Annotated in this window: 26 protein-coding genes; 21 read left to right on the top strand and 5 right to left on the bottom strand. The window is 38.5% G+C overall.

The genetic code is table 11. From position 1 onward, the window contains the following. Positions 1-50: 50 nt before the first annotated feature. The 21 genes from def (at position 51) to HXT60_RS03155 (ending at position 15,186) form a co-directional block, all read left to right on the top strand. A complete protein-coding gene (gene def, locus HXT60_RS03055) occupies positions 51-539 on the top strand; it encodes a peptide deformylase (protein WP_004115099.1) in 489 nt (162 codons plus the stop codon). A gap of 270 nt (positions 540-809) precedes the next feature. Continuing rightward, positions 810-1,610, top strand: coding sequence for a 30S ribosomal protein S2 (gene rpsB, locus HXT60_RS03060; protein WP_004111661.1), 801 nt, complete (start codon positions 810-812; stop codon positions 1,608-1,610). A gap of 29 nt (positions 1,611-1,639) precedes the next feature. Further along, on the top strand, positions 1,640-2,491 hold the full coding sequence (tsf, locus tag HXT60_RS03065; protein WP_032833912.1) for a translation elongation factor Ts: 852 nt from the start codon (positions 1,640-1,642) through the stop codon (positions 2,489-2,491). Between the two features lie 176 nt (positions 2,492-2,667). Continuing rightward, the gene (gene pyrH / locus HXT60_RS03070; protein WP_004111656.1) at positions 2,668-3,417 is read left to right on the top strand and encodes a UMP kinase; all 750 of its coding nucleotides are present in this window, start codon (positions 2,668-2,670) and stop codon (positions 3,415-3,417) included. Positions 3,418-3,519: 102 nt separating this feature from the next. Next, on the top strand, positions 3,520-4,074 hold the full coding sequence (frr, locus tag HXT60_RS03075; protein ID WP_004111654.1) for a ribosome recycling factor: 555 nt from the start codon (positions 3,520-3,522) through the stop codon (positions 4,072-4,074). Between the two features lie 34 nt (positions 4,075-4,108). After that, positions 4,109-5,149, top strand: a complete 1,041-nt coding sequence (locus tag HXT60_RS03080) for a phosphatidate cytidylyltransferase (protein ID WP_004111652.1) — start codon at positions 4,109-4,111, stop codon at positions 5,147-5,149. Positions 5,150-5,239: 90 nt separating this feature from the next. Further along, positions 5,240-6,175, top strand: a complete 936-nt coding sequence (gene lgt, locus HXT60_RS03085; RefSeq protein ID WP_004111650.1) for a prolipoprotein diacylglyceryl transferase — start codon at positions 5,240-5,242, stop codon at positions 6,173-6,175. Between the two features lie 64 nt (positions 6,176-6,239). Then, a complete protein-coding gene (gene rpe / locus HXT60_RS03090) occupies positions 6,240-6,905 on the top strand; it encodes a ribulose-phosphate 3-epimerase (protein ID WP_004111648.1) in 666 nt (221 codons plus the stop codon). 101 nt (positions 6,906-7,006) lie between these two features. Continuing rightward, positions 7,007-7,609, top strand: a complete 603-nt coding sequence (locus tag HXT60_RS03095; RefSeq protein WP_004115092.1) for a CDP-alcohol phosphatidyltransferase family protein — start codon at positions 7,007-7,009, stop codon at positions 7,607-7,609. Between the two features lie 42 nt (positions 7,610-7,651). Continuing rightward, entirely contained in the window at positions 7,652-8,683 is a 1,032-nt protein-coding gene (locus HXT60_RS03100) for a DUF881 domain-containing protein (RefSeq protein WP_004111644.1), read from the top strand. A gap of 11 nt (positions 8,684-8,694) precedes the next feature. Continuing rightward, positions 8,695-9,027, top strand: coding sequence for a small basic family protein (locus HXT60_RS03105; RefSeq protein WP_004111642.1), 333 nt, complete (start codon positions 8,695-8,697; stop codon positions 9,025-9,027). Between the two features lies 1 nt (position 9,028). Next, on the top strand, positions 9,029-9,931 hold the full coding sequence (locus tag HXT60_RS03110) for a DUF881 domain-containing protein (protein WP_004115091.1): 903 nt from the start codon (positions 9,029-9,031) through the stop codon (positions 9,929-9,931). Between the two features lie 18 nt (positions 9,932-9,949). Further along, positions 9,950-10,390, top strand: coding sequence for an FHA domain-containing protein (locus HXT60_RS03115; RefSeq protein ID WP_004111634.1), 441 nt, complete (start codon positions 9,950-9,952; stop codon positions 10,388-10,390). Continuing rightward, positions 10,390-10,914 (top strand): MerR family transcriptional regulator, encoded by a 525-nt coding sequence (locus tag HXT60_RS03120; protein WP_004115090.1) that lies wholly within the window; start codon positions 10,390-10,392, stop codon positions 10,912-10,914. Before HXT60_RS03115 ends, HXT60_RS03120 begins: the two co-directional genes overlap by 1 nt. A 166-nt stretch (positions 10,915-11,080) precedes the next feature. Continuing rightward, positions 11,081-11,245, top strand: coding sequence for a hypothetical protein (locus HXT60_RS03125; RefSeq protein ID WP_410310710.1), 165 nt, complete (start codon positions 11,081-11,083; stop codon positions 11,243-11,245). 14 nt (positions 11,246-11,259) lie between these two features. Continuing rightward, positions 11,260-11,463, top strand: coding sequence for a hypothetical protein (locus tag HXT60_RS03130; RefSeq protein WP_421791385.1), 204 nt, complete (start codon positions 11,260-11,262; stop codon positions 11,461-11,463). Between the two features lie 154 nt (positions 11,464-11,617). Then, the gene (locus HXT60_RS03135) at positions 11,618-11,992 is read left to right on the top strand and encodes a hypothetical protein (protein ID WP_246943264.1); all 375 of its coding nucleotides are present in this window, start codon (positions 11,618-11,620) and stop codon (positions 11,990-11,992) included. A 28-nt stretch (positions 11,993-12,020) separates the two neighbouring features. Next, positions 12,021-12,974 (top strand): hypothetical protein, encoded by a 954-nt coding sequence (locus tag HXT60_RS03140; protein WP_116437129.1) that lies wholly within the window; start codon positions 12,021-12,023, stop codon positions 12,972-12,974. A 2-nt stretch (positions 12,975-12,976) separates the two neighbouring features. Continuing rightward, positions 12,977-13,267, top strand: a complete 291-nt coding sequence (locus HXT60_RS03145) for a hypothetical protein (protein ID WP_421791387.1) — start codon at positions 12,977-12,979, stop codon at positions 13,265-13,267. Next, positions 13,264-13,971, top strand: coding sequence for a zonular occludens toxin domain-containing protein (locus HXT60_RS03150; protein WP_421791389.1), 708 nt, complete (start codon positions 13,264-13,266; stop codon positions 13,969-13,971). The genes HXT60_RS03145 and HXT60_RS03150 overlap by 4 nt, the downstream gene beginning before the upstream one ends. Positions 13,972-14,106: 135 nt before the next feature. Further along, complete coding sequence (locus tag HXT60_RS03155; protein ID WP_421791391.1) at positions 14,107-15,186, top strand: protein rep; 1,080 nt, start codon at positions 14,107-14,109, stop codon at positions 15,184-15,186. 45 nt (positions 15,187-15,231) lie between these two features. Here the strand turns inward: HXT60_RS03155 and HXT60_RS03160 are convergent, their stop codons facing one another. From HXT60_RS03160 to HXT60_RS03180, 5 genes are all read right to left on the bottom strand, one after another. Next, a complete protein-coding gene (locus tag HXT60_RS03160; protein WP_004117864.1) occupies positions 15,232-15,930 on the bottom strand; it encodes an HAD hydrolase-like protein in 699 nt (232 codons plus the stop codon). A gap of 45 nt (positions 15,931-15,975) precedes the next feature. After that, positions 15,976-16,323, bottom strand: a complete 348-nt coding sequence (locus tag HXT60_RS03165; protein WP_004111625.1) for an RNA polymerase-binding protein RbpA — start codon at positions 16,321-16,323, stop codon at positions 15,976-15,978. Between the two features lie 90 nt (positions 16,324-16,413). Then, entirely contained in the window at positions 16,414-19,053 is a 2,640-nt protein-coding gene (locus HXT60_RS03170; protein ID WP_116772874.1) for a DEAD/DEAH box helicase, read from the bottom strand. Positions 19,054-19,107: 54 nt separating this feature from the next. Continuing rightward, complete coding sequence (locus HXT60_RS03175; RefSeq protein WP_004111620.1) at positions 19,108-19,473, bottom strand: hypothetical protein; 366 nt, start codon at positions 19,471-19,473, stop codon at positions 19,108-19,110. Position 19,474: 1 nt separating this feature from the next. Then, the gene (locus HXT60_RS03180) at positions 19,475-21,400 is read right to left on the bottom strand and encodes a helix-turn-helix transcriptional regulator (protein ID WP_004115086.1); all 1,926 of its coding nucleotides are present in this window, start codon (positions 21,398-21,400) and stop codon (positions 19,475-19,477) included. Positions 21,401-21,542: the final 142 nt, after the last annotated feature.

Raw genomic sequence — 21,542 nt, forward strand, 5'->3', positions numbered from 1 at the left:
TAATTGCATTGCATTTTTAATTAGCCTTTTAGAATTTTTAAGGAAGTACTGTGACTATTAGACAGATTCGCATTGTTCCAGATCCTGTTCTTCGAACACCATGTGATCCAATTCGTGAGATTACTCCAGCAGTTAGAAATCTCGTAGAAGATTTATTAGAGACTGTAAACGATCCAGGAAGAGCAGGTCTTAGTGCAAATCAAATAGGTATTAGCCTTAGAGCGTTTTCATACAATATTGAAGGTCATATTGGCTATATTCTCAATCCTGTTATTGAAGAATTGAGTGGTGAACAATATGGGGATGAAGGTTGCTTGTCCGTTCCAAGATTATGGTATAAGACTCGCAGGGCAGATTATGCTAGGGCTAAAGGCATTGATTTAGACGGTAAAACTATTGTTCTAGAGGGCAAGGGTTTAATGGCTCGTATGATTCAGCATGAGTGTGATCATTTAGATGGACACGTTTATTTGGATCGTTTAGAGAAAGATGTTAGAAAACAAGCTTTGCGCCAACTTCGTAATGGATTATCTAAATAATATCTAAATGAGAACTAGCAACAACTATAGTATTAGTTTGTATTATTTATTTAGTATTAAGCGTCTGATATGATTATCTTTTGCGTGTCCATTGAGCATGAATGTTGTCGCGTTATATGATTGCTCGTTTTTTATTGTCTACTCGGATACGCGAATACGCGCCATGTACGCGTCCGTTCGTGTCGGTCGGCTTGGATTTAGACATATGTTATCCAAGTTGCATGCGAACAGGCATGGCCAGGCAAGAACCGACAAGAAAGGTATATAGATATGGCACAGATTACCATGAGTGAAATGCTGAAGGCAGGTTTGCACTTCGGACATCAGACTCGTCGCTGGAATCCAAAGATGAAGCAATTTATTCTAACCCAGCGCAATGGTATTCATATCATCAATTTGTTCAAGTCGCTCGACATGATCGACAAGGCTTATGACTTCATTAAGCAGACTGTTGCTCACAACGGTACTGTTTTGTTCGTGGGTACCAAGAAGCAGGCTCAAGAAGCTGTGCAAAATCAGGCTACTCGTGTGAACATGCCTTACGTGAGCGAGCGTTGGCTCGGCGGTATGCTGACGAACTTCCAGACTGTTTCCACTCGCGTAAAGCGTCTCAAGGAACTTGAGGAAATGGACTTCACTGATGTTCGTGGATCTGGTTTGACTAAGAAGGAGCTTTTGCTTCTTGAACGCGAAAAGGACAAGCTTTCCAAGCAGCTCGGCGGTATTCGCAACATGAACCGTACTCCTTCGGCAATGTTTGTTGTTGATATTAACAAGGAAGCTTTGGCCGTTGAAGAAGCTCACAAGCTTGGTATTCCAGTTGTGGCAATCGTTGACACCAACACTGATCCAGACTCTGTTGAGTATCCTATTCCAGCAAATGATGATGCAATTCGTGGTGTCGAGCTTCTTACTAGCTTGATGGCTGACGCTGTTGCAGAAGGTTTGCTTGAACGTGCTGGAAAGGGCGCAAAGTCCGAAGGTTCTGACGCTCAGCCAATGGCAGCATGGGAAAAGGAACTACTCACTAAGGAAACTGAACAGTCTGAAGACGAAGCCAAGGCTGAATAAGTCTGTTGGCGGTTAATGAGGAGAACAAAATGGCAGCAATTACTGCAGCGTTGATTAAGCAGGTGCGCGAAGAAACTGGCGCTGGCATGATGGACGTTAAGAAGGCTCTTACCGAATCCGAAGGCGATGTAGCTCGCGCTAAGGAAATTATCCGCGCTAAGGGCATTCAGGCCGCTGGCAAGCGTGAAGGTCGCAAGGCTCAGGAAGGAACCGTTGCTTCTAAGGTTGTTAAAACTGCAGAAGGTGAAACTGGCTATGCAGTTGAATTGAATTCCGAAACCGACTTTGTTGCTAAGACTCCAAAGTTCGTTGAATTCTCCGAAACTGTGTTGAACAATGCTATTGAAGCCAATGCTTCTAGTGCAGAAGAGCTTCTTGCAGCTAAGGCTGGAGATGCTACGGTTAAGGAAGAAGTAGAAGAAGCAGCAGCATTGTTTGGCGAGCACGTTAAGGTTGGGCAGATTGCCAAGATTAGCGGTCCTCACGTTGAGGTTTATGCTCACAAGAAGTCCGTTGAATTACCTCCAAGCATTGTTTCTATGATTGCTACCGACGAAGCGGGCGCTAAGGTTGCTCACGAAGCTGCTTTGCAGATTTCCGCTATGGGCGCTCAGTGGCTTCGCCGCGAAGATGTTCCAGCAGATGTGTTGGAGTCTGAGCGTCGCGTTGCTACAGAAAAGTCTTTAGCTGAAGGCAAGCCAGAGAAGATTGTTCCAAAGATTGTTGAAGGCCGTTTGAACGCCTTCTTCAAGGAAACCGTTCTTCTTGAGCAGTCTTATGTCAAGGATCCTTCCAAGACTATTGGAGATTTGTTCAAGGAAGTTGGTGGCACTGCTTTGGCTTTCGCTCGCGTTGAGGTTGGCAAAGGCTCTGCTGAATAATTTTTAAGCGAAAGCTTATTAAAAATTCATAAAACAAGAATGGGTTTGCGTGATAAGTCATGCAAGCCCATTCTTTTAATTTATACATTATAAAATCGTGTTTTGCTGTGTCGTCATTGAAAGATATCATGGCAAAGATATGCTTGCGTTCGCCGTTATGACTGGAGGAAAGTTTTATGACTATCGCACAAGCGGGGGAAAGCAAGTCTCGTAGAGTTTTATTGAAGCTCTCGGGAGAAGCATTTGGCGGTGGAGCCGTTGGTATTGATACTCATGTTATTCGTAGAATTGCTGGAGAAATTGTAAAAGCAGTGCATGAAGGCGTGCAAGTTGCAATTGTTGTTGGCGGCGGAAACTTCTTCCGCGGAGCAGAACTTCAGCAGGCTGGAATTGATCGTAGCCGTGGTGACTATATGGGTATGCTCGGTACTGTTATGAATTGCTTGGCTCTACAAGATTTTCTTGAACAAGCAGGGCAGGCAACGCGTGTGCAAACTGCTATAACAATGGGTCAAGTTGCAGAACCTTATATTCCACTTAAGGCAATTCGACACCTTGAAAAGGGTCGTGTAGTTATTTTTGGTGCTGGTGCTGGAATGCCATATTTTTCAACCGACACTGTATCTATTCAGCGATCTTTGGAAATACATTGCGATGAGGTTTTGATGGGCAAGAATGGTGTAGATGGCGTTTATAGCGCTGATCCACGGAAAGATAAGAACGCGAAGAAATTTGTAACGTTAAATTATCAACGTGCTCTTGTCGATGGTCTTGCTGTTATGGATGCTTCTGCACTATCTATGGCTAGAGATAACAAGCAGAAGATTCGCGTATTCGGATTAGAGGGTGAAGGAAACGTCACTAGAGCACTGGTTGGTGAGGAAATCGGAACTTTAGTTTCGGATGCTGAACCTACATTTGCTTAAATATGCGAATATTCATAATTTGAATATTTAAAATTTAATAAACATGAATAGATAGTTAAATAATAAATTTTAAAATTGGCACATACCGATAAAGGAGAATACATGCCAGCGATTATCGATCAGGCTCTTGAACAGATGAACAAGTCTGTGGAAGCTACTAAAGAGAACTTCATGGGTATTAGAACTGGACGTGCTAATCCTGCTCTTCTTAATGGCATTATGGTTGACTATTATGGTGCTCCAACACCTATTAAGGCTGTTGCTTCTATTGGTGTTCCAGAGCCTCGCACTCTTTCTGTAACTCCTTTTGATGCTTCGCAAGCTAATGCTGTAGAAAAGGCTATTCGCGATTCAGATTTAGGAGTAAGCCCTAATAGAGATGGAAATGTAATTCGTGTTACAATGCCAGAACTTACAGAAGACCGTCGTAAAGAATACGTAAAACTTGCTAAAACAAAAGCTGAAGAAGGTAAGGTTGCTGTTCGAAATATTCGCCGTAAAACCAAGGAGAATATTGATAAGTCTGTAAAAGATGGTGAAATCGGCGAAGATGAAGGAGAGCGCTTACAAAAAGAGCTTGATAAAGTTACGAAGCAAGTAACTGATTCCTTAGATGCTTTGCTTGATGGCAAGCAGAAGGAAATAATGGAGGTCTGATTCTTCAGAAACTTTTAGGTTGAATGGGTGTCGTATGAATCAAGAAAATCTTGGAGAATTGTCTAACAAAGCTGATTTGTTAACTAATAACAATTTAGTCGGTAATAATAAGTCGGCAAAATCTGATTCTTCACATGAAAAGACCATTAACGGCACCCATGATACTTTAGACGATATAAATCGTCGTACTGGCAGAAATATGCCTCAGGCTATAGCGACTGCGATTTTATTGGTTGCTGTGATTGTTGCTTGTCTTGTAATTAGCATCGATACTTTTGTTATTCTTTTAACCATTTTTATGGTTCTCGCGTTGTGGGAGTTGCATGTAGATTTTGCTACGGCAGGTTTCAGGATTCCATTTCTGTTATTGTCTGTTTGTTCTGTAATCACTATTCTTTCTGCTTTTTATGCAAGATGGCATACTGTTGCTATGGCTAGTGGCATAACAGCATCATTGCTTTTAACTGTTGTTTTTGCTACATTGAATAGCACTGTTTCGCAAAGGACTTTACGCGCTGTAGAAAAAAAGCTCCAGCATCCTACATCATCTAAAAGTGCAAAGGCAAATACTTTCACTAATACGGCAGTCTCATTGTTTGTTGTATTGTATATTCCTTTGCTTGCCTCATGCATTGTTTTGTCTTTAACAAATACTAAGTATGCTATAGCGCATGCGATGCTGCTTGTGTTTCTACCAGCTTTAAGTGACACTGGTGGTTTGTTTGCTGGTGCGTGGCTTGGTAAGCATAAGCTCTCTCCTCGTATTTCTCCTAAGAAATCAATAGAGGGTCTTTTAGGGTCAATGCTTTTTGCTTTGATAGGTGCTTACGCTATCATATCTGGCTTCTATGGATCTTCTTGGATAAAATTCTGGTGGATGCCAGCAATAATGGGTGTTGCATCAGGCATGGTTGGTACCTTTGGTGATTTATGTGCTTCAATGCTTAAAAGGGATATTGGCATTAAGGATATGGGGCATTTGCTTAAAGGTCACGGTGGCGTTTTAGATAGAGTGGATTCTATTCTGCTTTGTGCGCCTGTTCTTATGGCATTGATTAAGGTTGTAGGGTTCTAATTTATAGGTAATATTTTAGATATTAATCGTTTGTTTTGTCATAAAAACATTACAAGTAACCGTCATGGTTTTCTACTAACATGAGGATTTATGACGATTTGTTCTATTCCTAGTCCTAGTATTTCTCAGATTACATTAGGACCTATAACGTTAAGATTTTATGCTTTATCAATTCTTGCTGGTGCACTTGTTGCAATGTGGATTACCACTCGTAGATGGAAACGAGAAGGCGGAGATTTTAATCAGATATTAGATGTTGCACTGGTTAGTCTTCCGTCAGGAATAGTTGGAGCACGTCTTTATCATGTTATTACCACTCCCGAAAAGTTCTTTGGACCTAAGGGAGATTTGTTGGAGATATTTAGAATTTGGAATGGTGGTTTAGGAATCTGGGGAGGAGTAATCCTAGGATCTATTGCTGCAAGCGCACTGTGTACCTATAAAAAATATCCAATAAGCTTGCTTGCAGATGCAGCTGCACCTAGCTTGCTTATTGCACAAGGTATAGGGCGGTTAGGTAATTGGTTTAACCAAGAACTTTATGGTGCTCCAACTACTTTGCCATGGGGCCTAAAACTTAATTATTCTGCTGCAAATGCTATAGGACACAGTGAAAGTTGCTACGATGGTCTCACATGCCCAGAGGGTACTCTGTTTCACCCTACTTTCTTATATGAAATGATTTGGAATTTTGCAGGCGCAGCCTTGCTTATTTCTTTCGGCAAAGTTCTTAAGAGAAAACTTAAATCTGGATCTGAGTTTGTTCTTTACGTAATGTGGTATACGGCAGGAAGAATGTGGATTGAGTCTTTAAGGATTGATTTTTCACATACTTTTCTTGGAATAAGAATTAACGTATGGGTTTCTATAGTTGTATTTATTATTTCAATTATTGTTTTTATGATTTTGCAAAATACCCACAAGTCACGAACAGATCTTGTGAATCGTCTTATTGATATAACTGCAGATGAACGTGAGCGTGAATCTCAATCTAATTCAAATATTAAAACAAAAAGATTATCTTAAAATATTCTTAAATAATATAGATATTTTGTTTTTCTAGTCGCTTGCTTTTCTTAGAATGGAACACATGAATATACAAATAGCACCTAGCATTCTTTCTGCAGATTTTTGCAATCTTGAAAGAGATCTTATAGCAATTTCAAATGCTGATCTTGTTCACGTTGATGTTATGGATCATCATTTTGTACCGAATTTAACTTTAGGGGAGCCGATTGTAAAACGCATTTGCGAAGTTACTAGTCTTCCTGTAGATGTTCATTTGATGATTGAGGATCCTGATCGTTGGGCTCCAGAGTACGCAAAACTTGGTGCTGATTCTGTGAGCTTCCATATGGGTGCCACTCATGCGCCTGTTCGTCTTGCTCGTCAGCTGCGAGACATGGGTTGCAAAGCTTGTTTTGCAGTCCGCCCAGCTGAGCCAGTTGAACCTATTTTCGATATTCTTGATGAATTCGATATGATTCTTATTATGACTGTTGAGCCTGGTTTTGGTGGACAAAAGTTCTTGAGCAATCAAATGGGTAAGGTTCGTCGTTTACGTGATGAAATTACTCGTCGTGGATTGGATACTCATATTCAGGTTGATGGTGGAGTAAGCCCTTCTACAGCTGCTATAGTCGCAGAAGCTGGTGCTGATGTGCTGGTTGCAGGATCTGCTGTTTATGGAGCTGAAAATCCATCAGCTGCTATTGATTCTATTCGTAATATTGCGCAAGAGGCTTGGCGAGCATAAAACTTTTATTGGGGCATTTTTAGAATAATGCCCCAATATTTTATATATGCAAAATAGAATACAATTGGTAAGTCTTTTAAATTGTTTTTAAGGAAATAGGTATGGTTAAGTTCATTTCTAATCAGGAGTACAGTCCTGAAGCACTTGATCGAGTTTTTACTGTACCTAATGTGATTAGTTTTCTGCGTATATGTTCTATACCATATCTTGCCATTTTAATTGCGCAAAATAAAATGGGGGTTGCTCTAATCGTTCTTGCTATATCTGCTTTTTCAGATTGCGTTGATGGTTATATTGCCAGAACTTTTAATCAGGTTAGCAAGTTAGGGCAGATTTTAGATCCTGTTGCAGATAGGCTTTTAATAGCATGCAGCATTTTAGCTTTAGCGTTTGCCAAGATTATACCTTGGTGGGCGTTGGCTCTTGTTGTTTTGCGAGACATAGTAATGGCTATTTTGATTGTTATTCTTGCACAATATGATTATGGACCTTTACCAGTGAATTTCATGGGTAAAACTGGAACAGCATTATTGATGATTGCTATCGTATTATTTATGATTGTTTATGCTGTTGCTACTGAACCAATGCTTATTTTGTATGCTGCAGCGATAGCTTGTGCAATTTGGGGAATAACACTTTACTGGTTTGCTGGAGTATTGTATTGCATTCAAGCCTATAAGCTATTAATAAAAAAGTTTAAATAAGGATTATAAGTATTATAAACTGGTTTAAATAACGGACATATTATGGTGCAAAAGACTTCTAATCTAAATCATGATGTGAATAACACTGATAATAGTGTTATTCCAGAGTCTTTTCCTGCTCCAACCGTTATCTTATTTTCAAAACGCAGAGCAGTTTTTTCCAAATCTGTATTTGCTCTTGGTCCTCATCATGTGACTAATTCAAGTTATAACTTTTCTAACCATAATGAAAAAAGACGTCGTATTGAAGACTATTCATTACGCTTAATTGACGATTTAAGCAATAGACCAGTGGATCCTCTTTTTATGGATTCCCGTCTTAATAAGCAGAATGTTAGTAAGATTAATCTCTGGATTACTAGAATAATTGTCTTTATTATTTGTGTTGCTCTTGGTACTGTGGGAAGCCAATTTGTGCGAAAATTGCATACGGATTCTCGTAAAGCCATACGTTTATCGTTAGCTAACGAGCTTACTTCTCACGCAAGCCGTTTTGACAATCTTGTTAAAGATGTAACTAGATTGCGTGCTAGTGTAGATCGTGAGTCAAAAAGAATTAATACTCCTTATGAAAATCAAGTTGATAAATCTGACAATATGACGAATGGTACACATGGCGTTGTAGGGTCTGGAATTGTTTTAACTATTGCTAATCCTATTTCTACAAACAATGACGTATCTAGCGGCAACATTCCTAGAGAAATGGCTAAAGGAGAAAGAATTAGGGTTGTTACAGATAGAGATATTCAGATTTTTGTTTCCATTCTTTGGGATGCAGGCGCAGAAGCAATATCAATAAATGGTCATAGAATTGGCGCTCAAACGTCCATCCGTACTGCTGGGTCAACTATTCTTATAGGTGTTAATCAGACTCAAAGCCCTTATATGATTGAGGCTATTGGAGACAGTTCTAGTCTTATTGAAAAGTTAAATTCTCAAAAGCGTTCTCCGTGGTTTGTTTCTCTTAGCGACGCAGGTATTAATCCGCAAATTTCTAAGTCAAATACGCTTAAACTTTCTGCTGCGGGAACTGGTGAAATTAATTTTGCAAAAGAATTATTGAGTAGGAGATAGGAAAATAGGTTATGACAGCTGTTCTTGGATTGATTTTAGGTGCGCTTATTGGGATTGTTGTACATCCTGATATTCCAGTAGTTATTCAACCTTATCTGCCGATTATGGTTCTTGCAGCCTTGGATGCTCTGCTTGGAGCTGCTAGAGCTTATTTTGAGCGTAGTTTCTCTGATAAGGTGTTTGTTATTTCATTCTTTTCGAATGTTATTGCTGCTACTCTTTTAGTTTTACTCGGAAACCAACTTGGAGTTGGAGCACAATTGCAAACTGCTGTTATTGTTGTATTAGGAATACGAATCTTCTCTAACGTTTCTGCAATACGTCGTTTTATATTTAGAGGCTGATATGCGTCACCCATTTTCTAATACATCAAAAAATAGCATAAAGAACGACAATTTAGACGATACTTTTGATAAAAATGTTGACAAAAATATTGATAAAAATATTGACAATATCGTCAGAAAATTGCATCGTCAGCATGCTAAAGATCGCGAAAGTGATCGTACACAAACAGGTTCTTTCCCGATTGTTAAACGAAAAAATAAGCCTTCATTGCAAGGTCATATTACGCGTACTCGTATTTTAACTGGCTTACTTGTTATGCTTCTTTGTGCATTGCTTGGATTTGCTTATATGATTCAAGTTAATAGAAGTACACTTGTATATCAGACGATGAGTGAGGATGAGCTTACTCGTTTAATTACAGAAACTAATTCGCAAATACAAAATCTAGAGCAGCGAAAGTTTGAGTTAACTAGCCAGCTTAATTCTTTAAAAGCATCTGTTAACAAACAGGAGGAAGCTGCTAGGATTGCTAAGCAGAATTCTCAGACGAGTGGTTTAATATCTGGTCGTCTTCCAGCTGTTGGTAAGGGAGTAATTATTCACATTACTGCTGGAGAAAAAGAGCGTGTGGATGCTGCTACAATGTTTCAACTGCTTGAAGAGCTTCGTAATGCTGGAGTGGAGGTTATGTCTGTTAACGACATACGTATAGTAACTTCTAGCTATATTTCTGACACTAAGCATGGGTTATTGTGTGATGCAATTGAGATTAATCCTCCATATGTTGTTAAGGCTATTGGCGAGCCTCAGAATTTGCAAAACGCCGTAAATATTGCTGGGGGAGTTGGGTCTAGATTAAAAGTCAAATTCGGTGCTTCCGTATATGTTTCAACGCCTGAAGAGGTTGAAATTCGCTCGACACGCGAACCAAAACAGTATCAATATGCAAAACCGGTCGAATAAGAAGGTAAAATAGCAATTATGACTGAACCGATTCCTACTGCTGGCGAAACAACCATTATTGGTATGCCAGCTATTACCATTCCAATAAACTCTAATGCAGATCGTCCTCTTAGGCAGGATGATTTAGATACTATAGCAAAGCTGCTTCCTGGTACCGCTTTACTTATTTCTACACGTGGAGCAGTTTCTGGATCGCGTTATTTACTAGATGAGGACGTCGTTTCTGTTGGACGAGATTCTAGAGCTGATATTATGCTAGACGATTCTACTGTCTCTAGAGCTCATGCTGTTTTTCGTAGAAATGGTACTGTTTTTAGCATTGCTGACGCTGGAAGTCTAAATGGAACGTATGTTAATCGTAACCGTGTTGATGAAGCTATTCTTCATAATGGTGACGAAATTATGATTGGCAAGTTCCGATTAATGTTCTTTACGTGTGACGCTGTTACTAAACGATAATGAATTTTGAAAACTCTCCTGAAGATAGTGCGTTGGTTGATTCTTTAAAACATGATCATCAGCCAACGCAGGGGGAACTGTTTTCGTTTTCGGATGATGAAGAGTATTCCACAGGATACCGTGGAAGCGTTGCTATGAATATCGCTGGTATTACATATAGACAACTTGATTATTGGGCTCGTAAACACATAATTGAGCCTTCTATTAATCCGTCTCATGGTTCTGGGTCTCGTCGTTTATATTCTTTTAAAGACATTGCAATTATGGCGGTTTCTAAGCGACTTTTAGACGCTGGAGTAAATCTTACTAATGTGACTACTGCTATAGTGTTTTTAAATTGTTTTAGTGTAAAGCATCTCGAAAATATGACCATAATTTGCGATGGTCAATCTGTTGTGGAATGCGATAGTAATCAGGAAAATATGCGAGATATGCTTGAATGTGGCACAGCTGTTTTTGCTATAGCTGTTGGTCGTATTGTTAAACAGGTTAAAGCTGATTTAGACTCTGCATTATCTAAGTAAATTTCTAATGTATTTGTATATTTTATCCCTAAAATATATCTAATCTGACATAACGTACATTATCGGATATTGTCGTCGTTGGCTTAGTTCTCGTGGTTTAACACTATATCTCAATCTTAAAGATGTTCCAAAACTAAAATCTAGATAATTGAAAGGGGGTGATTAAATGACTGATGTTAATGCTACTTTGCGACTTGTGCATGCAATGTCTAAGGCGAATAATCCTTATGATTATGTTGCTGTTATTGTTGCTGGTCAAGAGATTTCTCGTCTTTTTTTGAAACCTCTTGAAGTTAAGTATTTATTTGATTCTAAAAATGTTGTTATTTAGTAAGGAGTTTTATTATGTATTCTGCACAAATTTTAGCTGATGCTTCTGGTATGGCTGGTTGGATTGCTTCGTTTCAAACTGCTTGGAATACTGGAGCAATGTGGAATGAGCTAACTGCAGCGGGTGCTCTTATTGGTCTTGTTGTGGTTTTTTCTTTTGGTTACCGTATTATCCGTAAATTGGTTAAAGGCGTTTCTAAAGGTAAAGCTAATATTTAACGTTTATTGTTGTCATTGGATAAGCTATGTATGATTTTCAACCTTTTTATGATGTTATTGTTGAGTTAGGAAAGACGCTTGTTCCGCTTGCCGTTCCTGCTATTTGTACATGGCTTATCCTTTCCTGGATTTTTGATTTATTGTATAGATCATAATGCGTTTTGTTGATTCTCGTAATACTAAAGGTTTAAGTAAGCCTGTTTATGGTGATTCGTTTTGTATTGTTGATACAAAACGTTTGTTTTCTTATCGTGCTGGTGATTGGTCATCGAGACGTAAGTATGCTGTATATGTTAAGGCTGGTGTAAGTGCTGATGAGTGGTTTTTATCTTCGTATGCGCAAACCTATGATAGTCGTTCTCCTTGTGAGAATTATGAGACGTATTCGGTACAAGTGCAGCCCTCTACTCATTTTTTTACGGCAGAACTCGTTACTGATGCTTTGTTATGTACGACGATTATTTGTTCGATTGTTTGGCTTATTGTGCGTCCTATTTTTCCTCGTCGTTTGCGTTCCGACCGTCGCTAATGCTTCTATTAATACTCCTGTTGATAGCGTGCCCATTAATGGTAACATTACTGTTTCTAATGGTTCTCTTTCAAATTTAGGTACTGGTGCGGTTGCTTTAGCTCGTGGACAAATTATGTCTATTGATGCTATTTATCCCGTTGGTTTGCAAGCTGGTGATATTGTTGCTGTTTCGATTCATCAATTGAATTCTGATACTTCGTTTGGCGTGAAGTGGGGTGCTTTATCGAATTATCCTTATTCTTCCCTTTTACAGGTTGATGTTGCTGCTAAGACAGCGTATTTTAAGTGTCTTTCTTCTTCTTGCGCTTTATCGTCTGTGGCTAAGCTTCAAAATGATGCTAATTATTTCATTACTGCTTTTCGTATTCGGGGTGATAATCTTGCTGATATTAAGGCGTATTTGGATCAGTTTAATAATTGGTTTTCTACGCTTTCTAATCGTCTCATTAATGTGAATGATACGCTTGCTGATATTCGTTCTAAAATTGATGGTATTTTTACTTGGTTTCGTTCAATTAATGATTATCAAGATATACGCACTGGTAAAGTTTTAACTGAATTACATAAGTTAGAAAAGTTGTTGAAAGATCAGGAGCGTGATCGAGAAGAACAGAAGAAAAAAGAACAGCAAGCTAATGCTGATGCAGAAAAAAAGAAAAATGAGTTTTCTAAGAAGAGTGATAATGATACAAAAGCTGAAAATAATGTTAGTAAGCTTTCTTCGCTTTTTACGAATCTTTTTACTACATCTCCTAAACCTCCTAATATTAGTGCATCATATAATGGTGTAAAATTGGATTTTGATTTTGATGCTATTCCTGCTCCTCCTGCATGGCTTATTGCGTTAGAAGCTCTCCCCCTTTTTTATATTTCTTTACGTTGTTTTGCTAAATTGCTTCGTCTAATGCCTGAGCTTGTGCGTGCTTGGCGTGAGCGTTCTATGTCTTTGAGTATGGTTTTTGATTTCTTAGGAGTGTAGGTATGCTTGATTTTGTTCGTGTTGGTATTCGTACTGCTGTTATTACTGCTATTTTTGTGGCACTTGGTGTTCTTCTTGCTGGTTTGTTTAAATTATTTTCTATTATTCCGTTTCCTGATGTTTCGCTTGTTACTGATGCTTTTAGTATTGCTTTTTGGTTTCTTCATCGTTTTGCGCCACCGCTTGTTTGGACAATACTTTTTATTTCTGCTTTAATTGTTTTTAAGTTTACTGTGTATGTGGCGTATTTAGTTAATCTTGCAGCTAGTTGGGTTTTGGAGATATTTCAATGAAAATAGATTTTGAGTCTTTTAGACATAAGTCTCCTAAAGCTTTTACAGGTTTTCCTACAGGAACGCGCGTGTATAAGGGTTTTCAAGGATCTGGGAAGACCTTGAGCATGGTACATTATGCGCTTAAAATTTTAAAAGATTATCCGGATTGCATATGCTATAGTAATATTATTATTAATCATCCACGTGTAAATCTGTTTTTTACGAATGATGAATTAGAAAACATTCTTAATATGACCGTTGGTGATAAAGGGTTATTACTTCTTCTTGATGAAGCGCATCTATTTTTTAATAAGAAACGTGGTATTAGTCTTGATTTTCTTGCTGCGATCTCTCAACAACGTAAAAATCGTTTCCATATTGTTATGTCCTCACAAATATGGGAAGAACTTGACATTAGTTTACGTAAACAGGTAAAAACAATTGTTAATTGCCATAGCTTATTACGTACTATTATCGTTAATGATGTATCAGATGGTGAAACGCTTACTTACGATAAGCTCGAAGGCGCATATGTAGCTAAAAAATTGTATACGTATGTTTTTCATATGACAAAACGAGAAACTTCACTCTATGACACATACCAGCGTATCGCACGCAATGACGAATACTCACACACTTCTACACGCTCTACAGACTCGCCGTCAGCCGCAATTCAAATCAACCTTCCCAAACACATGAACTTCGCCGTGCGTAAAAATTAGACCGTCCGAACTGTTCGCACAGTACTGTGCGCAGTTCGAGACGGCAAAATAATACTGCAACCAATGGTTGCAGTATTATCATAATTTTTTTATAATAGATATCATAATAAATATTGCTATATAAGGATAATTGAAATGACAGTAAATATCAAGTCTCACAAGCTTCGCCAAGCTCTTGGTAATTCGGAAAAAGCTTTCAATATGCTCTGGTCTTTACGCTCTACAATGCAGAAGATTGCAACGAAGCATACGTTGAAAGACTGCGGTCACGTTATTCGAAATGCTGCTGCGGTTCAAAAAGTAAGATCAGACGGGTCTGCCACATTCGGTGGTCTTTCTACATGCTCGAATGTGTGGTGTTGCCCTGTATGCTCAGCAAAAATTTCACATTATCGTGTTGAACAACTAAAAGTTTTGGTTGACTGGGCTAAGCGCAATAACTACGTAGTGAGCTTATTGACATTGACTCAACGTCATCATAAAGGCGATAATCTTGCTGATTTATGGAAAAATATCAGTGCTGCATATGCTCGCTTGCAATCTATGTCTGGCTTTATGAATTTTCGTAATAATATTGTCGTTGGTTCTGTAAAAGCTACAGAAGTTACTTATGGTGACAATGGTTGGCATGTTCATTTTCATATTCTTTTTATAACTACTCGAACTTTTGAAGGTTATCACTGTAATAAACGTGGTGAAACTATTCGCGATTATATTGCAGCTAAGTTTGGTTTATTTCTTCAAAAATTCGGTGGTGACTTTATCGCTGCGTCTGGTGGCATGGATTGGCAAATTTGCAAAGACGGCACAGAACGCATAGTCGCCAAATATGTCAGCAAAGTTCACGGAGATATTGCTAAAGAATTAACTTTAGGTAACTTCAAAAAAGCTCGCGTTAAGTCTTCTCGCACTCCGTTTCAGATACTTGCTGATATTCAAGAAGACAACTTTCAAAACAAGCAAGATATAGCTATTTTTCGTGAGTATGAGAAAGCTAGTCATTACAAACGACAAATGCATTTTTCACACGGTCTTTTTGACATGCTACCACTAGAAGATTTAGACGACGAACAAATCTTAGAACAGCGCAGTGATCGTGATACACTTTTCTTCATCTCAAAAGACGATTGGGAAGTCATACGCGAAGACGGTACAGCTCCCCAATTACTCGCTTTTGTTGAGTCTACAGATGACGTAAGAGACATTATCGGATAAATACTCATATATTTTTTAGCACGAAAAACAAATAATATTTCAAAATTATTCAAAATACTCATTAATGGCATTATTCAAATCAGAAACACTGTCGATAATACGATATGCTCCGTGAGTTTTAAGCTCACCAGGCTCGGCATAACCCCAAGAGCAACCCAAACAATCAATATCGCATGCTAAAGCGCCATCAACATCCGTCCAACGGTCGCCAACCATTAAAGCACGATCCCGTAAAGGATTGAATCCAATATTTTCAAAAACATAGCGAATAACTTGATCTTTATTAATCCTAGACATATCTTTGCTAGCACCATAAATACCATCAATCAAGTTTGTCAATCCAAAATGATCACAAATTGGTTTAACTTGATATTCAGGCTTGCAAGATGCAGTAGCAAGATAATAACCAGACTTTCGTAGCAACTTAAGCTGTTCAGGAATGCCATCATAAACTTTGTTCAAAAAATTCCCAGTAATCATATCGCCATTTGGATTATCAGGATCTATAAAAGTTGCAACTTCGGAATAATATTTCCTATACAATTTAACGCCTTCAGATTGCAATTCTTTAGGCATATGATTCCTCTGAAAAGATTCAAGTATAGACGGTCCAACAAAACGCAACATTTCAGTATCATCAGGTATCTGCATACCAAGATCAGACATCGCTTTTTTAGCGCACGCAATAATACCAGCATGCGATTGTGTTAAAGTACCATCTAAATCAAGAAGAACAACTTTCATGACAGCTTATTTCCCTTAGAAGTGTTTTGTTTGTAAAAATAATTCTCACTCGTAATCAGGAATCCAACCCTCATGATGCATCTTTAAACGCTTATCAAGTAAAGCTTTAAGCTCTTCTTCACTTCTACGCTCTAAAAGCATATCCCAATGCGTACGAGCTGGCTTATTAAAATCATCATCTGGTCTGTCTGCATCGCCTTCCTTATGTGCTAATGCACCACAACGGCATTCCCACTCTTCAGGGATCTCGGCACCTTGAGCAAATGGAAGAATCGTTCTGTGACCCTTAGGGCACACATATGCAACATCGTTACGAGCAGCGAAATCAACATTATCGTCGGATTCCAATGATTTAGCTCCAATGCTCATTCCACGTAAACTGCGCTCTGCCATAATATATTATTCTCCTTTTTGTTTTCATTATAAAGCTAGCGAATTGCACGGACGATACACAAAGGTATACCATGGTATATCAATAACATATCAAACATCACAATAAGCAACTACCCCGCGATTAATAAGTTTAGCTGCTTCATAAGCATTGTGAGCTAAAGAATCATCTACGTTAGGCAATATTTTCAAATATTCGCTAGCAACAGCAAGTTGATTAAGTAAGTCAATAAGTCTTTTTGCAAATCTGACAAAATCGCCACCAGTTATGTCAGTATTTTGCAATATGTCGAGTAAATCAGCACCTTGAGCCCAATCATAAATCATATCGATTGCACCAAAATCAAGAGGTCTTAAAGCATCAAGATGATTATTCAAGCACATATCACTTATACGAATAAATAATTCTTTCATCTTTAAAACTGTATTGAATACAGGCGCATTTAATCCTCCAGGATACCTACGCGGCTCTCCCCCAGCAGGACCCCTAGATTCATACACTAATGCAGATAAACAAGACAATAATTGAATAGGAGTTAGATTATTAAAAATTCCTTCACAAATTGATTGAGCAAAAACAACATCAAGCTCGTTGTAAAGTCTACGAAGCAACTGACCCTTGTCTGTTAACACTAAAGCATCGTTCGTATTTTTTAAATAATCTAATCTACAAAGTACTTCACAAATACTATCAAAACATCTTGCAACTGAGCCAGTACGAGAATTATAGCGATCCTTAACCTGATTTAGTTCACGCATTTCTCGAGCCCAATAATAACCCCAGTGTAAATGTTCTTGAATATCTGGGCATCCTGCACAAGGATGGTTACGCTCCTCGTTGCGTAAGGTATCGATAGTTTTATCTAATTCTTTAAAAGCTTTAGCACGTTCAACTTCACTAGCAAATATTGTGTGCTTAAGTTTTCTGCGCTGATCATGTTGAGCATCTTTAAGACGCATTCTAAGAGTCATAAACTCAGAAAAATCACCTTGAGTGCAATGAAATGCTTGTTCGTAGCCGTTAATAGCTTCTTTAAGATCCTCAATACGACTTAAAAGCCTTTGAGCAGAAGCATTGGCTTCCCATTGAGCAAAAGAACTGCTTAGAGTTATGCGAGCAGTTTTAACATCACTATTATTTAGGAGATTAACAGCCATGTTGAATGTAGGAACAAAGCTAGAATGAAGAGGATACACACGTTTACTAGACAAGGATGCAGCCTTAGAAGGATCAAAATCAGGATTGTCAATTAACACTGCATGACCAATATCATCTATGCCACGTCTGCCAGCGCGACCAGTAAGTTGTGTGAACTCACCAGGAGTTAGCGGAACGTGACCTGTACCATCAAATTTAACAAGTTTTTCAACAACAACACTTCTCGCAGGCATATTTAAACCTAAAGCAAGAGTTTCTGTAGCAAAAATAACCTTAATAAGACCGCGTTCAAAAAGCGTTTCTACAATATGGCGAAAAATAGCAATCATACCAGCGTGATGAGCTGCAAAACCTTGTTCAAGAGCATACCTAAAACGCTCAAATCTAAGTGCCTTTAAATCGCTTTTGCTTAGCTTATTTTCCGCAATCATAGAATCAACTATTCTGCGAATTTCATACATTTCTTCATCGCTAGTAAGAGATAATCCAGCGTTTAAACATTGTTGAACAGCCTGATCGCATCCTGAACGAGAAAAAATAAAATATATTCCTGGTAGCATATCAAGGTAATCAAGCTCATCTATAACAGCCCACCTTTTAGGGGTGTGTCTAACAGCAACTTCTCCCCTATTACTTTTAGATGAATTAGAAAACTTATTCTTAGAAAACTTGCCTTTGCTAAAACGTTTATTTACATTACGATAAGATGCTTTACGTCGTAAAGAGGCATTCTCCCATTGAGTGATTTTTCTTGTTAAAGCAAGATTTACATGATTGGTGCTATTACCATTTTTATCAACATCATATAAGTTAAGTAATTCAGGCTCTGTGCGTCCATCCTTTTGGATAATAACATGTCTTTCAAGTGGAACAGGACGATGCTCATCTACAACCAAATGTGTTTCTCCGCGCACAGAAGAAATCCATGCACTAAAATCTTCCACATTAGAAACAGTTGCAGAAAGACCAATAATCTTAACGCTCTGAGGAAGATGAATAATAACTTCTTCCCACACAGCACCCCTGAACTTATCTGCAAGATAATGAACCTCATCTAAAACAACAAATCCAAGAGATTTAAGAGTAATTGAACGTTCATAAAGCATATTGCGTAAAACTTCTGTAGTCATAACAACAATATCAGCCTCTGGATTAACCGAAGTATCTCCAGTTAAAAGTCCAACTCTATCTATTCCATAAACTTCACAAAAATCATGATATTTTTGATTACTTAAAGCCTTAATAGGAGTTGTGTAAAATGTTTTAACTCCACGATTTACGCCTAGAAAAACAGCAAAATCAGCAACAACAGTTTTACCTGCTCCAGTAGGAGCTGCCACAAGAACATTATCTCCATTTTCCAGTGCATCAATTGCTTCTGCTTGAAAATCATCTAAATCAAAACTTAAAGATTGTTCAAATTTTGCAGCCATAGTTCGAGAGTGCTCAATAGTTTGCTTAAACAAATTAAACCGTTCAGCTGGAGATAAAGGAATTTCAGAATCATTCTTGTAATCGTTTGAATCAACAAGAATATCATTTTTCTTTTTCTTGCGATATGACGTCTTAGACATAAAAAAGTTTAGTTCTTTCTTCTTAAATCAAAATAATTTTAAGTTCGCAATTCACTAAGATTCTTTTGACTCTTTAAAATTAGGATTATCAATATCTTCTTGACGCAACGACTTTGTATTCCAATTTTGCCAAATGGACTTATGGGTTTCTCTTATACGATTATGACGATCATTAACCTTAATTCGAGTATGCTCGTATCTACGTGCCGCATCCTTTATAGGACGAGTGAATAGCGGGCTTGTATCATTATCTAAAGAATCATTATTGTCTTGAAGTCTTTCAAAGCAAGAAGAAACTTTTTCAAGAAAACTTGAAGAATTTTCAAAAATCCTAAAAGCATTTCTAATAGCGAAAACAGTCCCGCATGCAATCATACAAAGCATGAAAAGCGTAATAATAACCCAAATCCACCACGGCATTTTAATTCTCCACAATAGGAGAATCGCTATGATCAACACTCAATTCACGTTGAGCACGAGCAATAATCATAGTACGCAAAGTTTCTGGAGAAACAGCTTTAATATGACGGGCATGCGCAATACAGAAAGCAACAAACCAAGAATCTGAGCAAACAGTCAAATGAACTTTAACCCCACTCCCACAAGGCTCAACCGTAGCACCTGAAAGACTCTTTAAGAAGTTTAAATCAGGTTCATCAGTGATAAAGCATGTTTGCGTACCATTGTCAAAACTCCACTTACGAAGTTCGCTAATAGGAACATCTGGAATTTCTACAGGGCAAACAGGCGTAATTACCTCTGCATGCTCAATGCGAGCAACGCGAAGAACTTGCCAAATTCTAGGCAAACCATTTGCCTTATTGATAGAAGTATCCTTCGCAACTAGACTACGTTTATCTTCTGGAGCCTGATTTTCAACATCAGTCCAAACTGCAACGTAATAAACGCCTTCATCAACAAAAATCTTAGAAGGTGCAACAACTTTCCTACGAGTTCTGCCAGCTCCGTCCGTATACTCCATGTCAATTAGAGCACCAGCATTAATAGCGCTACGAACTATAGAACAGTTTCTAGGCTCTACTTCATAACCAGTAAGGCTCAGCCAAGGAGTTTCACCTGGACGCACATGCCTACGCAAACGCATATACAAAGCCTTAGCCTGGTCTCTCTGTTCAACAGGAAGAAGCGGAGAATGAGCAAGATAATTAACTGATGCGGTCAACATGCTCATATACTGTTGAGAAACACCAGCCAAACGCTCAAGCCCTAATGAATTTGTTGCAGAAACAATTCCTTCAGCTTCTAGCAAAGACCAATCAATATCGAAGAACTGACTACCAGCCATCTCTCCATCATCAGATACAGTCGTAAGAGTATTGATATCTTTGTGCAAAATAGCAACAAATCTACGAAGTTCGTCTTCACTCTTTGGCTTTCCTATAAATCTAACAGCAAGCTCATCCAATGGGAACTCTTCACCAAGATGTGCAGAAAGGAAGAGCATTAATCGAAGTCTGCGATCAACCTCACTGCCAGTTTGGAAAGATGCTTTCTTTTGGCGTGATTTGTCTGGCTCAGAGTCAGACAAATCCTGATTATCGTCAGAGCTATTTTGCGATAAATCGTCTTGCTCAACATAATCTTCATCGCAAGACACAAATTCCGTTGCAGCATTAAGTCTACGATGGAATGCATCTACTGCTTCTTGTGGACTTACAACACAAGAACCTGGATGTTCAAGAACGAACATCGCTAAATCATCTGAATCAGTATAAGCAACATTCAAATGCTCGCCATCAACATCAACTGTTGCGGCGAATCTACGTGAATCAATAACCTTAACTAATGCATCTGGAATTGTCTGAGTGCCTAAACCTGGAGCGATAGAATCAAGACCTAGTCCAGGTATAGGAGTTTGAGGAACTCTTGGAGCTGTGCGAGACGCAGAAGAATGCTGTTGCTCAACTTTACGAGATTCAGAAGAAGAAATGGACATAGACCTAGCCAAATAATTGGCAGCAGCCAAAACAGGAAGTTCTTCTTGCTCGAAACGTATACGAACTCTTGGCTCATCGCCAAGCTGCAATCTATAAGATGCAAAATCTTGCCCTTCGGATTTGGAAGAATATTCTGGCTGTCGTGACTCAATTGCAATTCCCATAGCCGCAAGTTTTGCACGATCCCTTTGGAACTGCTTGGCAAAAGCTGCCTTAGCAGCCTGATCAGCAAGCTCTCCATATGAATCAGCATAAGCTTTAACTCGTTGTGCAATCTGACGCGAAGTCAGCCATTGTGGAAATGCGGAAGACAACACCGCTAGCACATCTAGCTCATGTTTGCCCCACTTATCGGAAAAACGACGTCTTCCGTTACTTCCTTCTGCCATTGGTCCTCACGTATCGTTTCTTTTGTAGTTTCCTTCCATGCATAGAGAATCTGCGATTAATGTAAGACGCTAAATCCTCCACACACACTTTATCTATTTTAATGGTGTTTTGCTATACGTGTGGACATTTTTAAAAAAACTC

Origin of the sequence: Gardnerella sp. KA01002 (assembly GCF_049244015.1) — a bacterium.
Classification (GTDB): domain Bacteria; phylum Actinomycetota; class Actinomycetes; order Actinomycetales; family Bifidobacteriaceae; genus Bifidobacterium; species Bifidobacterium vaginale.

Bases quoted from the DNA above. Each gene is read 5' to 3' on its own strand.
- pyrH (WP_004111656.1), top strand. From the start codon at position 2,668: ATGACTATCGCACAAGCGGGGGAAAGCAAGTCTCGTAGAGTTTTATTG.
- lgt (WP_004111650.1), top strand. From the start codon at position 5,240: ATGACGATTTGTTCTATTCCTAGTCCTAGTATTTCTCAGATTACATTA.
- HXT60_RS03100 (WP_004111644.1), top strand. From the start codon at position 7,652: ATGGTGCAAAAGACTTCTAATCTAAATCATGATGTGAATAACACTGAT.
- HXT60_RS03180 (WP_004115086.1), bottom strand. From the start codon at position 21,400: ATGGCAGAAGGAAGTAACGGAAGACGTCGTTTTTCCGATAAGTGGGGC.
- rpsB (WP_004111661.1), top strand. From the start codon at position 810: ATGGCACAGATTACCATGAGTGAAATGCTGAAGGCAGGTTTGCACTTC.
- HXT60_RS03115 (WP_004111634.1), top strand. From the start codon at position 9,950: ATGACTGAACCGATTCCTACTGCTGGCGAAACAACCATTATTGGTATG.
- frr (WP_004111654.1), top strand. From the start codon at position 3,520: ATGCCAGCGATTATCGATCAGGCTCTTGAACAGATGAACAAGTCTGTG.
- HXT60_RS03170 (WP_116772874.1), bottom strand. From the start codon at position 19,053: ATGTCTAAGACGTCATATCGCAAGAAAAAGAAAAATGATATTCTTGTT.
- HXT60_RS03175 (WP_004111620.1), bottom strand. From the start codon at position 19,473: ATGCCGTGGTGGATTTGGGTTATTATTACGCTTTTCATGCTTTGTATG.
- HXT60_RS03095 (WP_004115092.1), top strand. From the start codon at position 7,007: ATGGTTAAGTTCATTTCTAATCAGGAGTACAGTCCTGAAGCACTTGAT.
- HXT60_RS03125 (WP_410310710.1), top strand. From the start codon at position 11,081: ATGACTGATGTTAATGCTACTTTGCGACTTGTGCATGCAATGTCTAAG.
- HXT60_RS03105 (WP_004111642.1), top strand. From the start codon at position 8,695: ATGACAGCTGTTCTTGGATTGATTTTAGGTGCGCTTATTGGGATTGTT.
- HXT60_RS03130 (WP_421791385.1), top strand. From the start codon at position 11,260: ATGTATTCTGCACAAATTTTAGCTGATGCTTCTGGTATGGCTGGTTGG.
- HXT60_RS03080 (WP_004111652.1), top strand. From the start codon at position 4,109: ATGAATCAAGAAAATCTTGGAGAATTGTCTAACAAAGCTGATTTGTTA.
- HXT60_RS03120 (WP_004115090.1), top strand. From the start codon at position 10,390: ATGAATTTTGAAAACTCTCCTGAAGATAGTGCGTTGGTTGATTCTTTA.
- HXT60_RS03150 (WP_421791389.1), top strand. From the start codon at position 13,264: ATGAAAATAGATTTTGAGTCTTTTAGACATAAGTCTCCTAAAGCTTTT.
- HXT60_RS03155 (WP_421791391.1), top strand. From the start codon at position 14,107: ATGACAGTAAATATCAAGTCTCACAAGCTTCGCCAAGCTCTTGGTAAT.
- HXT60_RS03135 (WP_246943264.1), top strand. From the start codon at position 11,618: ATGCGTTTTGTTGATTCTCGTAATACTAAAGGTTTAAGTAAGCCTGTT.
- HXT60_RS03160 (WP_004117864.1), bottom strand. From the start codon at position 15,930: ATGAAAGTTGTTCTTCTTGATTTAGATGGTACTTTAACACAATCGCAT.
- HXT60_RS03110 (WP_004115091.1), top strand. From the start codon at position 9,029: ATGCGTCACCCATTTTCTAATACATCAAAAAATAGCATAAAGAACGAC.
- HXT60_RS03145 (WP_421791387.1), top strand. From the start codon at position 12,977: ATGCTTGATTTTGTTCGTGTTGGTATTCGTACTGCTGTTATTACTGCT.
- rpe (WP_004111648.1), top strand. From the start codon at position 6,240: ATGAATATACAAATAGCACCTAGCATTCTTTCTGCAGATTTTTGCAAT.
- HXT60_RS03165 (WP_004111625.1), bottom strand. From the start codon at position 16,323: ATGGCAGAGCGCAGTTTACGTGGAATGAGCATTGGAGCTAAATCATTG.
- tsf (WP_032833912.1), top strand. From the start codon at position 1,640: ATGGCAGCAATTACTGCAGCGTTGATTAAGCAGGTGCGCGAAGAAACT.